We start from the raw sequence: 14,526 nt of genomic DNA, 5'->3' as shown, positions 1-14,526 counted from the left end.
TCCGAGCCGTGGGCAACATCAAAGGATCGCCTGACCAGCCCTAGGCGCCGGTCTTGACAAAGCTCCTGTAGATCCAGCCGCGTTTGCCGTTGTAGACGATCTGGCACCATTTCTTGCAGCCCATCACCTGAACCGAGGTCTTGGCGGGAATGGTGACGATGGCGGCCGCACTGTTCTTCGGACCGGTGCGCATGGTGACGCCCCTGAGGATGCGTCCGGTATCTGCCGCGCTTGCTTGCTTGGCCTCGACTTTGGTCTGGGTGCCATCCTTCTGTGTCGCGGCCGGCAGCGGCTTCGGGGTGGGGATGGCGGCGGTTTGCGCACCGTCCGTCGCCGTCTTGGTGGGAGCAGCGACCTTGGCAAGCAATGCTGCCACTTTGGTTTTCGCTGCCGGATCGGGGAATGCCGCCGCAGCGGACGGCTTGTCTGCCGTTTTTTCAGCCTGGCCTGCCATCTGGCCGGATGTGGTCTTCGGTCCCGATCCTGCCCAGCGAGGATCATTGGGCGCCAGCGCCGGTATCTCGGCCTTCGCCGCAACCACCGCCGGCGAAACCGCATCGGGCTTGCCCGTGCCCTGCTGCACCGCGGCGACCTTCGAGGCCGCGGCCGGCACGATCCTTGTCGTCTTTACCGCAATGCTTGAAACGATCTGCTCGGGACTCGCAACCGCTTGTCTCTCGGTGGCCGGCAATGCCAGCCATAGCGCCACCGCTGCCACGCCAAGCAGCGCTGCTGTGCCAAACGCGGCGATGACCAGATGCAGGTTCGACCGGATTTGCCGCCAGAACCTGGGCTGCATGTCGTAGCCAAACTGCACCGCAAAGCGCCGTCGTTCCGGCGCGCCGAAACTGAAGGGCTCTCTCACTCTTGCAACCTCCATTTGCGGGCCGACGTTCTTACGACCTGTGCCGGGAAAACCGGCATTTGGTCGGCATCGGTCCCAAACCAACGCGGGCAGGCCCGCAAACTCCCCATTCAACTGCCCTGAGCGCGCATCCTTTGCCGGCGATTGTGGCATCACTGCGCCCTTGCCGGGCGGATTCTGCACCTTTGCGAGAGATTCTGCAACTTGCAAGGGATTTTGCAACCTATGGTTAGATACGGTCTCTTAAGGCATACCAGTTGAGCGCAAGAAACAGCAGAGGCGCGCGGAAGCGCCGGCCACCGGGAAAGGCCGGGATTTTCAGGTCCTCGATCAGCCTCAGCCGGTCCCGGTTGCCGGCAACGGTTTCGGCATAGAGCTTGCCGAAAAAGTTCGACAGCATGACGCCGTGGCCGGAATAGCCGCCGACCGAGATCACATTGGGCATCACCTCGCGCACGAAGGGTTTTCTCGGCATCGTGATGCCGACATAGCCGCCCCAGCCGTGGGTGATCTCGATGTCCTTCAGCGCTGGGTAAAGCTCGGCGATCTGCCGGCGGATGTGGACATGGATGTCTTTCGGATCGTTGACGGCATAGATCTCGCGCCCGCCGAACAGCAGCCGCCCATCCGTCGATTTGCGGAAGTAGCGCACGACGAAGCGGGAATCATCGACCGCCTCACCGCCCGGCAGCACGTTTGTGTCCGCCCCCAGCGGCACCGTCGCGCCGATGAAGGAGCCGATCGGCATGATGTGCGCGGCACTGATCGGCTCGAGCGTGCCGCCATGAGCATTGACGCCGATCAGACATTTCTCGGCTGATATCGTGCCTTTCGGCGTCGTAACCCTGACCTTGCCGCTAACGGACGCGATGCCGGTCGCCGGCGTCTGCTCGAACAGCTGCGCGCCCGCCTGCGCCGCCACCTTTGCCGTGCCGATCACCAGCTTCAGCGGATGAATGTGCCCGGTGCCGGTGTCGCGGGTGCCGCCGAAGTAGCGCGCCGAGCCCAACCGCTCCGCCGTCTCCTTGGCGTCCATGAAGGTGATGTGCGGATAGCCGAAACGGTTCGCCATGATCTCGGCATGCGCCTTGTAATCGTCGACATAGCGCTGCTTGTGCGCCACCGACATCTGGCCGGGCATGTAGTCGATCTCGATCTTGTTGGCAGCGGCGAACTCGAGGAGATGCGCCTTGGCCTCTTCGGCGAGGTCGAACAGCGCCTTGGCACGGGAAAAGCCGTATTCCGCCTCCAGTTCCTCGGCCCAGGCGCGCTGGCCGGTGCCGAGCTGGCCGCCATTGCGGCCCGATGCGCCGTCGCCGAAACGATGCGCTTCGATCAGCACGACATTGCTGCCGGCCTTGGCGAGGTGCGCCGCCGCCGACAAGCCGGTGAAGCCGCCGCCGACGATCACGACGTCGCATCTCCGGTTGCCGTCGAGCGCCGGGTATTCGGGCCGTGGGCCGGCCGTGTCCTCATACCAGGAGCGGCCGGGGGAGATTGGGGATTGGTAGGGCATGATGCTCGGTTAGGGCAGTAGGGCAGTAGAAGCTATTCAGGTGACAATTTGCGGATCAGAAGGCGCAATAGCGTCCCTACGCTCTCGCTGCGGTTCATCAAGGTTCGACCGCCTCGTGCGAGGCGATTCCGACACGGTGCGCAATCATAAGATGCGTCTCCAGTTCCTTTAGGGATCCTTGGGCGATCCTGAGAAATTGCTGATAGCTAGCTCGGCTCTCTCGGCCGTAACCCTCAGCGATGTTGGCAGGCACGGAGGCAGCTGCCCGACGCACCTGACCTGTCATTTCATAGAGCTCGTCTTTCGGCCAAGCTCGTGTCACTTCATAGATTGATACTGCCAGGTCCATTGCCTGCTGCCAGACGATCAGATCCCTATAGGACTCGATCTTCGCCATTATGTGCCGCCCCCTACTGCCCTACTCCCCTCCTACACATTCAACAACAGATACTCCCGCTCCCACGGGCTGATCACTTCCATGAAGGTCTCGAATTCCGCCCGCTTGATCGCCGCATAGGTTGCGGCAAACGACTTGCCGAGCAGCGCGCAGAGTTCCTCGTCGGCTTCGAACAGGTCGACGGCTTCGAGCAGGCTGCGCGGCAGGTCGATCTCTGCCTCGTTGGCGGTGGTGAGAACCGGCGGTTCGGCCTTGATCTTGTTGGTCATGCCGATCAGCCCGCAGGCAAGCGATGCGGCCAGCGCCAGATAGGGATTGGCGTCGGATGAGGGGATGCGGTTCTCGACTCGCCTGGCTGCCGGGTCGGAGCGCGGAACGCGGAAGGCGGTGGTGCGATTGTCGTAGCCCCATTTGTTGTTGACCGGCGCCGAAGCCGACTGCGTCAGCCGGCGATAGGAATTGACATAGGGCGCAAACATCACCAGCGCGTTCGGCACATGTTTCTGCATGCCGCCGAGGAAATGGAAGAAGGCTTCGGTTTCCGAGCCGTCCTCGGCGGAAAAGACGTTCTTGCCGGTCTTCTTGTCGATGATCGACTGGTGGATATGCATGGCCGACCCGGGCTGCCCCTGGATCGGCTTGGCCATGAAGGTGGCATAGATCTCATGCTTCAGCGCCGCCTCGCGGATGGTGCGCTTGAACATGAACACCTGGTCGGCGAGCTCGATCGGATCGCCATGGCGCAGATTGATCTCGAGCTGGCCGGCGCCTTCCTCGTGGATCAGCGTATCGATCTCCAGGCCCTGGCTTTCGGAGAAATGGTAGATGTCGTCGATCAGTTCGTCGAACTCGTTGACGCCGGCGATCGAATAGCCGGCGCCACCGCCGATCGCCCGTCCCGAACGCCCGACCGGCGGGGTCAGCGGGTAGTCCGGATCGGGATTCTTGCGCACCAGGTAAAACTCGATCTCGGGCGCCACCACCGGCTTCAGCCCGTGCTTGTCGTAAGCGGCAAGCACACGCTTCAGCACGTTGCGCGGCGTGAACTCGACCGAGCGGCCGTCCTGGTGGACGAGGTCGCAGATGACCGCCGCCGTCGGATCCTCTTCCCACGGCACCACGGTCAGTGTCGACAGGTCCGGCATCAGCTTGAGGTCGCCGTCGTCCTCCGGATAGTGGAAGCCGTTGCCGTCTTCCGGGTAGCCGCCGGAGATCGTCGTCATGAACACCGCCGAAGGCAGCGCCAGCGAGGTGTTGGAGGTGAATTTCTTCGACGGCATCATCTTGCCGCGCGCAACACCGGCCTGGTCGGGCGTGATGCATTCGATATCTTCGATGCCGCGCCACGCCAGCCAGGCGCCGACTTCCTTCCAGTTTTTCACACCACGTTGATTTTTCACGAAGGCAGGCGTGCGGATACGTCCTCCGCGGCTCGACGGACGGACTTCCTTTTTTGCAGGCGGCATCATTCACCAGATTGGGTTGCGGATTTGGGAGTATAGCCGGGGCCGGCGATGGAAGGGAAGGGGAGCGCGGTTGCGTTCGCTTGCCCAGTTGAAAACCGCCCCAAGCAGCTTAGGTTCGACGCAAGTTCAATGACCTCGGTTGAAGACATCGAATGCAGAACAATCATGAATTGACCACGATCGGCTTCGATGCCGACGACACGCTGTGGCAGAACGAGCAGTTCTTCCGCATCACCGAAAAGCGCTTTGCCGCGCTGCTCGCCGACCATGCCGAGGAGGAGCACATCTCGGCAAGATTGCTCGAGGCGGAAAAGCGCAACCTCGCCGTCTACGGCTTCGGCATCAAGGGGTTTACCCTGTCGATGATCGAAACGGCGATCGAGATTACCGAGGGCCGCGCGCCGGCCTCGGTCATCGCCGAGATTCTTGCGGCGGGCCGCGAGATGCTTGGCCATCCGATCGAGGCGCTGCCCCATGCGCGCGAAACCGTTGAAAAGCTGGCGGGCGCGTATCGCCTGGTGCTGATCACCAAGGGCGACCTTTTCGATCAGGAACGCAAGCTGGCGCAATCGGGCCTCGGTGACCTGTTCGAGGCCGTCGAGATCGTCAGCGAAAAGAGCCCCGCTACTTATGTCAGCATCTTCAGCCGCCACGGTGATGGCGCCGAAAAAAGCATGATGGTCGGCAATTCGCTCAAGTCGGACGTGGTGCCGGCCATCGAAGCCGGCAGTTGGGGCATCCACGTGCCGCATGAGCTGACCTGGGTACTGGAACATGTCGAGCCGCCGGTCACCGCGCCTCGCTTCCGCCAGATAGCCGATCTCTCGGAACTGCCCCGGCTGGTCGAAAGCATCGGGAAAGCCGGCTGATCGCGTGTCTCGGCGTCGAACCGGACGTGCACCGCAGCGTATCGATGCCGGACATTGCGCGTCGCAATCCTTGTTGTCCGCTCCGCCAAGGGCCGCGCCGTCGCTGACCTCCATCGCGCGGCCGTGTACAATCCACGATGCAAAACCGCTTTCTACTTGCAAATCAGTCGCAATTGCAGAATATGCGAAAAAGCGCGCGTCGCAGTCGCATAATGGCGGCCACCGGCGGACGTTAAAAATCGCGGCAGGAGAAATTGATGATTGAGAGATACGGGCGAAGGGTTGTCATCGGGTTGATGGTTACGGTTTTCGCTGCGGCAGTGGCTTCAAGTCCAGCGAAAGCGCAGGAAAAGTTCAAGGCCGTGACGACCTTCACCGTCATCGCCGACATGGCGAAGAATGTGGCGGGCGATGCAGCAATCGTGGAATCGATCACCAAGCCGGGAGCGGAGATCCACAATTACGCGCCGACGCCGGGCGACATTCAGCGGGCGCAGGGCGCACAGCTCATTCTGTGGAACGGGCTCAACCTCGAACTCTGGTTCGAAAAATTCTTCCAGAACCTCAGCGACGTGCCCGGCGCGATCATCTCCGAGGGCGTCCAACCGATGAGCATCGCCGAGGGGCCCTATACGGGCAAACCGAACCCGCATGCCTGGATGTCGCCGACAAACGCGCTGATCTACGTCGACAACATCCGCGACGCCTTCGTCGAGCACGATCCAGCGCATGCCGAGACCTACAAGGCCAATGCAGAAGCCTACAAGGCAAAGATAGAGGCGGCCGTCGCGCCGATCCGCGATAAGCTTGCCTCGATCCCGCAGGACAGGCGCTGGCTGGTGTCGAGCGAAGGCGCCTTCTCCTACCTCGCACGCGATTTCGAGCTGAAGGAGCTTTATTTGTGGCCGATCAACGCTGACCAGCAAGGCACCCCGCAGCAGGTTCGCAAGGTGATCGACGCCGTCAGGGAAAACAAGATCGTTGCCGTCTTCAGCGAAAGCACCGTGTCGGACAAGCCGGCCCGGCAGGTCGCGCGCGAGACGGGGGTGCATTACGGCGGCGTGCTCTACGTCGATTCTCTCAGCGAGGCGGACGGCCCGGTGCCGACCTATATCGACCTGCTGCGTGTGACATCCGATACGGTTCAGAAAGGCCTCGCCGCAGGGCTGTCGCAATGAACGAAGCCGTTCCGCCTCTTGCCCCCGCGTCCGAGGATGCGGGAGGCGGTCTCGCCGTCCGCGGCGCGACCGTCACCTACCGCAACGGCCACACGGCGCTGCGGGATGCGAAGTTTGAAATTCCGACAGGCACGATCACGGCACTTGTCGGTGTCAACGGCTCGGGCAAGTCGACGCTGTTCAAAGCCATCATGGGCTTCGTGCGGCTGGCAAAGGGAGAGATTTTTGTTCTCGGACAGCCGGCCGCGGCCGCGCTGAGGAAGAACGTCGTCGCCTATGTGCCGCAGGCCGAGGAGGTCGATTGGAACTTTCCAGTACTGGTCGAGGACGTCGTCATGATGGGTCGCTACGGCCATATGGGCATGATGCGCCTTCCGAAGGCGGCTGATCGCGAGGCGGTTACCGCTGCGCTTGCGCGTGTCGGCATGAGCGATTTCCGCAAGCGCCAGATCGGCGAGCTTTCGGGCGGGCAGAAGAAGCGCGTCTTTCTCGCTCGGGCGCTGGCGCAGGACGGGCGCGTCATCCTGCTCGACGAGCCCTTCACTGGCGTCGACGTCAGGACCGAGGACGCTATCGTCGAACTGCTGCGCGCGCTCCGGGACGAAGGCCGGGTGATGCTGGTCTCGACGCATAATCTGGGTAGCGTACCGGAGTTCTGCGACCGTGCCGTGCTGCTCCGGAACACGGTCCTTGCCTACGGGCCGACAGGCCAGACCTTCACGCAGGCGAACCTGGAAAAGGCTTTCGGCGGCGTCTTGCGTCATTTCGTGCTGGGCGGCGCCGGGCTGCATGAGGACGACGACAGGCGCCGCCTTGCCGTCATCACCGACGACGAACGGCCGCTGGTCTTCTACGGAGAGGACGGAGCCATGCAGCACAAGAAGCGGGAACCGGACGAATGAATGTCCTGCTCGAGCCGTTCGGCTACGAATATATGCTCAATGCCATGTGGGTGTCCGCCTTGGTCGGCGGTGTCTGCGCCTTCCTGTCCTGCTATCTGATGCTGAAAGGCTGGTCGCTGATCGGTGACGCGCTCTCGCATTCGATCGTGCCGGGCGTCGCCGGCGCCTATATGCTGGGCCTTCCCTTCTCGATCGGCGCCTTCTTCTCCGGCGGGCTCGCCGCTGCAGCGATGCTCTTCCTCAACCAGCGCACCAAGCTGAAGGAAGACGCCATCATCGGCCTGATCTTCTCCTCCTTCTTCGGCCTCGGCTTGTTCATGGTGTCGCTGTCACCGACCTCCGTGAATATCCAGACGATCGTGCTCGGCAACATCTTGGCCATCACCCCGGAAGACACGCTTCAACTCGCCATCATAGGCTTCGTCTCGCTCGCCATCCTGCTGGTGAAATGGAAGGATCTGATGGTGGTCTTCTTCGACGAGAGCCATGCCCGCTCGATCGGCCTCAACCCGAGCGCGCTCAAGATCATGTTCTTCATGCTGCTATCGGCCTCCACGGTCGCCGCGCTTCAGACCGTCGGCGCCTTCCTCGTCATCTGCATGGTGGTGACGCCCGGCGCGACCGCCTATCTTCTGACGGACCGCTTTCCGCGCCTGCTCGTCATCGCGGTTGTAATCGGCGCGGCCACGAGTTTCAGCGGCGCCTATGCCAGCTATTTCCTCGACGGCGCCACCGGCGGCATCATCGTCGTCCTGCAGACGCTAATCTTTCTCGCCGCCTTCTTCTTCGCTCCCAAGCATGGAATGCTGGCAGCCCGCCGCCGCGCGGCGAGGGTCTTGGAGACCAGCCTATGAGCGTCCTCGATACGCTGCTTACCCCGTTCCAGTTCGACTTCATGGTCAATGCGCTGATTGTTTCGGTTCTGGTCGCTGTGCCGACGGCGCTGCTCTCCTGCTTCCTCGTTCTCAAGGGCTGGTCGCTGATGGGCGACGCCATCAGCCACGCCGTCTTTCCCGGCGTGGTCATCGCCTACATCGTTGGATTTCCCTATTCGGTCGGTGCCTTCGCCGCCGGGATGGTCTGCGCTCTCGCCACCGGCTTCCTCAAGGATAACAGCCGCATCAAGCAGGACACGATAATGGGCATCGTCTTCTCCGGCATGTTCGGCCTCGGCCTGGTGCTCTACGTAAAGATCCAATCCGACGTGCATCTCGACCACATATTGTTCGGTGACGTGCTGGGCATCGGCTTGCGCGACATCGTCGAAACGGGGCTCATTGCTGCGATCACGGCCGGCATCATCGGGATCAAGTGGCGCGACTTCCTGCTGCACGCCTTCGATCCGGCTCAGGCTCGCGCGGTTGGCCTTCGGGTCAACCTGCTCCACTACGGCCTGCTTTGCCTGATCTCGCTCACCATCGTCGGCGCGCTGAAGGCGGTCGGCATCATCATGGCCATCGCCATGCTGATCGCGCCTGGCGCCATCGCTTTCCTGCTGACAAGGAAGTTCAGCGCCATGCTGATCCTGTCGGTGACGATCGCGGTCGTCGCGTCGTTTCTCGGCGTCTATCTGTCCTTCTTCATCGACAGCGCACCGGCGCCGACCATCGTTCTCATGCTGTCCGCCGCCTTCATCGCGGCCTTCGCCGTTACCACACTCAAAGTGAGCCGAATGGAGATTGGCGAGGAAAGCTAGAAACTGGCGGTCATTCTCCGGATTGACGAGAGCGTCGCGTTTTCTGGATCGGCTTGACGTAGATCTCCAGTCTGTGGCTGATGATCGTGAATCCGTGCTGTCGAGCGATTTCCTCCTGGAGCCGCTCGATCTCCGCCGACTGGAATTCGACGACGTCTCCCGTCTCGATGTTGATGAGATGATCGTGATGCTCACGGGGGACGGTTTCGTATCTGGCGCGCCGATCGCCAAAGGTGTGCCGCTCCAGAATGCCCTTTTCGCGCAGAAGGCTGACGGTGCGATAGACAGTGGCGAGCGCGATCGTTGGCTCAATGGCGACAACGCGGCGATGGAGTTCCACCACATCCGGATGGTCGCTGGATTCGGATATAACACGCATGATGACGCGGCGCGGACCGGTGATGCGCAGTCCGAGTTTCCTGCAAAGCGCGGCGATGGTCTGTTCTGAGGACATGTCATGATCCGCCAATATCGACAGCCATGTCGCGAAGTCGGAACATGCCTGCGGATTTGTTCGAAGCTGCTACCCCAGATGCGTCGCAATTGCAAAAGGACATCGGACTGGGTTCGCTGTCAGGCGGTCACCTACTGAACATAAAGATATCCAGATCCGATCGCAAGAAACGAGGGAGGGCGTGTGAGCCGGATAGGACGCCGGCTAGCTGCGTCCGAGCCCGATCAAATGGTCGATCACCGGCTGCAGCCGTTCGGTCGTGATGGGTTTGACGACCACCGCATCGATGACGCTCGACAGGCCGAGGCTCTCCGGTGTGCCGTTCTTGGTCGAAAGCAGGATCACCGAGGGAAGCGATCTGCCCAAGGTGCGCCGCAGCGCATCGATACCGGACATCAGCGCGTCGCAGTCCCTATTGTCCGCTCCGCCATCGAGGACGACAGCTCCGGGAATGAGCGATCGGAGCGTCGTTGCTGCCGTTTCGGGCGATTCCGAGATCGGTTTGAGCCCGGATCGTTCGACGATTTTCGAAACCACCACCCGGTTAACCGGCGATTTCCCGACGACGAGCACGCGGGTGAAGTCCGTGAGCATCTCGGGGTCCACATTCCGGCTCACGAAAGTCAGGTGGTTTACAGTCTTGGTATCGCGGTTCATGGGGCGCATGAGCGTGGGGGCACTCGTCTGGTTTCAATGCAGGGTTGAAACTTTAGAAACAATTGCAGTGAGATCGCTGCCTGTGTCAAGCTGAAATGGTGGATATCCAGAATATCGCAAGAAACGTTAAAAATTAAAGCAAGTTCTGTTCTTGCCCCTATGCAAACTGGTCCTGCAGACGCAGATCACCTGCACAGAGATTGCGCAGGTGATGCTGGATCCACCGACAGGCTTTGGTCGGATTTCGGTCAGCCGAGGCTCCGCTGGGTGACGATCACCGGGATCAGCAGGTCGCCCCAGTTGCCGTCGCCGCCATGGTGCCGTGCCGAGCGCACGAGCTCCACCGACACACCGGCCTCGACCGCCTTCATCACCGACTGGTTGAGCCTGTGCAGGTCATTCGCCAGCATGCGGATGGTCGCTTGCTGGTCGACGGTCATGGTGGTGGCCTGTTCTTCGGCCCGTTCCTTGACGCGGCTTATCGATGCCATTGGTCTTCTCCTCTATTTGTTGCGTTGCTGCTATTCCGCCGCTGGTTTGAACTGGGCGTGCTCGGTCGATTCATGCATCGCCGTGGTCGAAGACCGGCCACCGGTGATCGCCATCGACACGGCGTCGAAATAGCCGGTGCCGACTTCGCGCTGGTGCTTGGTCGCGGTGTAGCCGTGGGCTTCCGCCGCGAATTCAGCCTCCTGCAGCTCGGAATAAGCAGCCATTTGCCGCGCCTTGTAGCCGCGGGCGAGTTCGAACATGCCGAAATTGAGCTGGTGAAAACCGGCCAGCGTGATGAACTGGAACTTGTAGCCCATGGCGCCGAGTTCCTTCTGGAACCTGGCGATCGTGGCGTCGTCGAGGTTCTTCTTCCAGTTGAACGACGGCGAGCAATTATAGGCGAGAAGCTTGCCGGGATGGTGCCTGTGCACGCCCTCGGCGAACTTCTTGGCCTGCGCCAGATCGGGCTTGGAGGTTTCGCACCAGATCAGGTCGGCGGAGGGCGCGTAGGCGATGGCCCGCGCGATGCAAGGCTCGATGCCGTTCCTGACGTGATAGAAGCCCTCTACCGTGCGGCCGGCGCCATAGTCGACGAACGGCTGGTCGCGCTCGTCGATGTCGGAGGTGAGCAGCTTTGCCGCTTCCGCGTCGGTGCGCGCGACAACCAGCGTCGGCGTGCCCATGACGTCGGCGGCAAGTCGCGCGGCGTTGAGGTTGCGGATGTGTGCGGCGGTCGGGATCAGCACCTTGCCCCCGAGATGGCCGCATTTCTTCTCCGACGCCAGCTGGTCCTCGTAGTGGACGCCGGCGGCACCCGCCTCGATGAAGGCCTTCATGATCTCGAAGGCATTGAGCGGTCCGCCGAAGCCGGCTTCCGCATCGGCGACAACAGGCGCGAACCAGGTGTCGACCGAAAGCCCCTTGCCTTCGGAGGTCTCGATCTGGTCGGCGCGCTGCAGGGTGCGGTTGATGCGCTTGACCAGTTCGGGCGCCGCATTGGCGGGATAAAGCGACTGGTCCGGATACATGGCGGATGCGGTGTTGGCGTCGGCGGCGACCTGCCATCCAGACAGGTAGATCGCCTTCAGCCCGGCCCGGACCTGCTGCATCGCCTGATTGCCAGACATGGCGCCGAGCGCGTTGACGAAGTCCTCCTCATGGATAAGCTTCCAAAGCCGGTTGGCGCCCATTTCGGCGAGGCTCTGCCGGATCTGGACCGAACCGCGCAGCCGCTTCACGTCGTCCGGCGAATAGGGCCGCTCGATGCCGTCGAAGCGGCCTTCCGGCGCCGAGGGGACGAGGTTGTAAAAATCGGTCATTGGTCACTCCAAGTAAATCGCTGCTGGGATGGAAACGCCGCCTCATGGAGATTTCTGCGTCGTTTTGATGTGACAGCATTTACATTCTGGCGCGAAGCAGGCGAGAAAAACCGGAGGATTGGCTGGAAAATAAGAGAAAACCTGTGTTGCGTTTGACAGGCAGACGCTGTAAATCTGTCACGATTGTAAAAGCCGGATATGGCACCGCCGCACGGAAGTCATGTAAATTTCTGTCAAGGACAGTCGAGTGGCCGATCAGAAGATCTTCGCCGGGCCGCGCATCCGCCGCATCCGCAGCGCCAAGGGCCTGACCCAGACCGCGATGGCCGAAGGGCTCGGCATCTCGCCGTCCTACCTCAATCTCATCGAGCGCAACCAGCGGCCGCTGACGGTTCAGCTGATCCTCAAGCTGGCATCCGTCTACAAGATCGACCCGCATGAATTGCAGGGCGAGGCGAGAGGGTCGGTCGCCGCCTTGAAGGAAGTGTTTTCAGATCCGCTGCTGGTCGGCGAATTGCCTGGTGACCAGGAACTGATCGAGCTTGCCGAGGCGGCGCCCAATGCTTCCGCCGCGGTGATAAAACTGTTCCGCGCTTATCGCGAGCAGGCCGAACGCCTTTCCGACCTCAACGAGCTTCTCGCGCGTGAGGGCAAAGCGACGGCACTCTCCGGCGCCCGCTTGCCGATCGACGAGGTGCACGAGATTTTCGAGCGCCGGCCGAACCATTTTGCCGTGCTCGAAGAGGAGGCCGAGGCATTCACGTCGGTTCTCGATCCAGGCGACGATCTGTTCGGTGCGCTGAAGGCCTGGCTGAAGCGCGAATACGGCATCGTCGTCAAGGTGCTGCCGGTCGCCACCATGCCGAACTGGCGCCGCCGCTACGACCGCCACTCGCAGCGTCTGTTTCTGTCCGAGCGCCTGTCGCCGTTCGACCAGTTGCGCGAGGTGGCGATGGAGGCCTGCCTGATCCGCATGACGGTCGCGGTGGCAAGCGAGATCCAGGCGCTGAAGCTGACCACGGATGAGGCCCGCCGGCTCGCCCGCTTCGAGCTTGGCCGCTACGCCGCCCATGCGCTGATGATGCCCTATCAGTCCTTTCACGCGGCAGCGATACGCGCACGTTATGACGTCGACGTGCTGCGCTCGCGTTTCGGCGTCTCCTTTGAGCAGGCGGCGAACCGCCTGACCATGCTGCAGCGGCCGGGCACGCCGGGCGTGCCGTTCTTCATGCTCGAGGTCGACAATGCCGGAAACCGCTTCCGCAAGGCGGGCAGCCAGGGTTTTCCGCAAAGCCGTTTCGGTGGCGGCTGTCCGAAGCTTCCCGTGCATGCCGCCTTCACCCAGCCCGGCCAGATCTTCGTCGAGGCGGTGGAAATGCCCGACGGCGCCGAGTTCCTCTGCGTCGCCCGCACGCTTGAAGGACCGCAAGGCTCGTTTGCGGAGCGCCCGCGCCGTACTGCACTTCTGCTGGGCTGCGACATCGGCTTTCGTGACGAGATCGTCTATGGCGCGGCACTGCCGGGGCCGGCTGCCGCTGCGACCGGAAAAGCCGGACAGGGCACCAATCCGGCCACGCCGATAGGCCCCGCCTGCCGGCTGTGCGAACGCATCGGCTGCCTTGCCCGCGCCGAGCCGCCGGTGACGCGCCCGCTCGGCCTCGACGAGATGGTGACCGGACTAAGCGCGTTCGATTTCCAGTGACGGGCACAGCGTTTCCATCAAATTGCGCTCGGCGCATTGTTCTATCGCCCACCGCTGCCTATCAGAACGTCCATCTCAATCGTCAGCGGCTCTCCAACGCTCGGCGAAGCCAGCCCGCGCCAGACTTCCTCGCGCACTGTAACCTGCATGTCTGGAGGAAGCTGGACATACTCCTGACCGCTCAATGTTGCTCCTTTGGTGATTCCGCTGAAATAATCGTCGAAAGATGAGAATTTGATGGGCCGAGTTTCAAGCTGGACATAGATCTCTTGAAACCCGGCGCGGTGGAGCAAGGAATGCAAGCATGTCGCGTCAGGGATGGAGAAGAAGCGATTTAGCTTTTCAGCTTTTTCAGGTGCGCAACGGGCGATTACCGCGCCTATTCTGGCGAACAGCGAGCGCTCCGGCGTCGTCGTCACGCTAACTGCAGTCCAGCCGTTGGGGCGCAGAACCCGACGAAACTCCGAAAGCGCGCCAAGCGGGTCTGAGAAGAACATGAGCCCAAGCTGACAGATCACCGCATCGAACCGACAATCCTCGTAAGGGAGCGCATGAGCGTCAAACGTTGCGAGGGTGATTGGTTGGTTCTTCAAATTGCGTCTAGCAGATTCGAGCATGGCCGGCGAGATATCGCCGCCAGTGACAGAGCCGGATGGCCCTACTATGATCGCTGCAGCTTGCGCTGCTGCTCCTGTACCCGTTGCGACGTCGAGCACCCGATGGGCAGGCGCAATTTGCGCTGCCTTCAGCAAGGATGGGATGAACGAGTTCGTTGCGCGGGCGAACAGCTCGTCATAGCCAATCGCAGCCGTCTTGTAGAATGGCTCATCCATGGATCCCCCTATACATTTCACAATTTACTGTCGGTCACGGGGCGTCTCTTGTCACGCAGTAGCCGTCCAGTCTCGCACTGTAAACTATCCCTGCCAGCACCGCACGACCGTCTTGTCTCGTCTCTGCGCTAGTCAGTGCGCCAAAGGGAACATGGTGCTGGATCACGCCAGATCTTCGTC

14 protein-coding genes and 1 pseudogene are annotated in these 14,526 nt (G+C 61.8%); 6 read left to right on the top strand and 9 right to left on the bottom strand.

Annotated features, from left to right (window positions below):
• Positions 1-40: 40 nt before the first annotated feature.
• The 4 genes and pseudogenes from CIT26_RS04175 to CIT26_RS04160 form a co-directional block, all read right to left on the bottom strand.
• Complete coding sequence (locus CIT26_RS04175) at positions 41-865, bottom strand: SH3 domain-containing protein (protein WP_167391273.1); 825 nt, start codon at positions 863-865, stop codon at positions 41-43.
• A 229-nt stretch (positions 866-1,094) separates the two neighbouring features.
• Entirely contained in the window at positions 1,095-2,381 is a 1,287-nt protein-coding gene (locus CIT26_RS04170) for an NAD(P)/FAD-dependent oxidoreductase (protein ID WP_095491390.1), read from the bottom strand.
• 32 nt (positions 2,382-2,413) lie between these two features.
• Positions 2,414-2,778: pseudogene (locus CIT26_RS04165) on the bottom strand (four helix bundle protein).
• A 32-nt stretch (positions 2,779-2,810) separates the two neighbouring features.
• Positions 2,811-4,247, bottom strand: a complete 1,437-nt coding sequence (locus CIT26_RS04160) for a glutamine synthetase family protein (protein ID WP_167391272.1) — start codon at positions 4,245-4,247, stop codon at positions 2,811-2,813.
• A 149-nt stretch (positions 4,248-4,396) separates the two neighbouring features.
• Between CIT26_RS04160 and CIT26_RS04155 the strand changes: the two genes are divergently transcribed.
• From CIT26_RS04155 to CIT26_RS04135, 5 genes are all read left to right on the top strand, one after another.
• Positions 4,397-5,113, top strand: a complete 717-nt coding sequence (locus CIT26_RS04155) for an HAD family hydrolase (RefSeq protein ID WP_095491389.1) — start codon at positions 4,397-4,399, stop codon at positions 5,111-5,113.
• 296 nt (positions 5,114-5,409) lie between these two features.
• The gene (locus CIT26_RS04150) at positions 5,410-6,291 is read left to right on the top strand and encodes a metal ABC transporter substrate-binding protein (protein WP_245319153.1); all 882 of its coding nucleotides are present in this window, start codon (positions 5,410-5,412) and stop codon (positions 6,289-6,291) included.
• Positions 6,288-7,193, top strand: coding sequence for a manganese/iron ABC transporter ATP-binding protein (locus tag CIT26_RS04145; RefSeq protein ID WP_095491387.1), 906 nt, complete (start codon positions 6,288-6,290; stop codon positions 7,191-7,193). The genes CIT26_RS04150 and CIT26_RS04145 overlap by 4 nt, the downstream gene beginning before the upstream one ends.
• Positions 7,190-8,047: an iron/manganese ABC transporter permease subunit SitC gene (gene sitC / locus CIT26_RS04140; protein ID WP_095491386.1), complete on the top strand. Its 858-nt coding sequence runs from the start codon at positions 7,190-7,192 to the stop codon at positions 8,045-8,047. Before CIT26_RS04145 ends, sitC begins: the two co-directional genes overlap by 4 nt.
• Positions 8,044-8,889, top strand: a complete 846-nt coding sequence (locus CIT26_RS04135; RefSeq protein WP_095491385.1) for a metal ABC transporter permease — start codon at positions 8,044-8,046, stop codon at positions 8,887-8,889. The genes sitC and CIT26_RS04135 overlap by 4 nt, the downstream gene beginning before the upstream one ends.
• A gap of 10 nt (positions 8,890-8,899) precedes the next feature.
• Here the strand turns inward: CIT26_RS04135 and CIT26_RS04130 are convergent, their stop codons facing one another.
• The 4 genes from CIT26_RS04130 to aceA form a co-directional block, all read right to left on the bottom strand.
• Positions 8,900-9,343, bottom strand: coding sequence for a Fur family transcriptional regulator (locus tag CIT26_RS04130; protein WP_095491384.1), 444 nt, complete (start codon positions 9,341-9,343; stop codon positions 8,900-8,902).
• A 204-nt stretch (positions 9,344-9,547) separates the two neighbouring features.
• Entirely contained in the window at positions 9,548-10,009 is a 462-nt protein-coding gene (locus CIT26_RS04125; protein WP_095491383.1) for a response regulator, read from the bottom strand.
• Positions 10,010-10,248: 239 nt separating this feature from the next.
• A complete protein-coding gene (locus CIT26_RS04120; protein ID WP_077379645.1) occupies positions 10,249-10,491 on the bottom strand; it encodes an SMc00767 family acetate metabolism repressor in 243 nt (80 codons plus the stop codon).
• Positions 10,492-10,521: 30 nt separating this feature from the next.
• Positions 10,522-11,811, bottom strand: coding sequence for an isocitrate lyase (gene aceA, locus CIT26_RS04115; protein ID WP_095491382.1), 1,290 nt, complete (start codon positions 11,809-11,811; stop codon positions 10,522-10,524).
• 247 nt (positions 11,812-12,058) lie between these two features.
• On the opposite strand from aceA, the gene CIT26_RS04110 reads away from it, so the two are divergent.
• Positions 12,059-13,513 (top strand): helix-turn-helix domain-containing protein, encoded by a 1,455-nt coding sequence (locus CIT26_RS04110; RefSeq protein WP_095491381.1) that lies wholly within the window; start codon positions 12,059-12,061, stop codon positions 13,511-13,513.
• Positions 13,514-13,554: 41 nt separating this feature from the next.
• On the opposite strand, the gene CIT26_RS04105 is transcribed toward CIT26_RS04110, so the two are convergent.
• A complete protein-coding gene (locus CIT26_RS04105; protein WP_095491380.1) occupies positions 13,555-14,346 on the bottom strand; it encodes a class I SAM-dependent methyltransferase in 792 nt (263 codons plus the stop codon).
• Positions 14,347-14,526 lie beyond the last annotated feature (180 nt).

Origin of the sequence: Mesorhizobium temperatum (genome assembly GCF_002284575.1) — a bacterium.
GTDB classification, from domain to species: domain Bacteria; phylum Pseudomonadota; class Alphaproteobacteria; order Rhizobiales; family Rhizobiaceae; genus Mesorhizobium; species Mesorhizobium temperatum.
The sequence above is the reverse complement of the archived record's forward strand: the minus strand, read 5'-3'. Positions and strand labels throughout refer to the sequence as shown.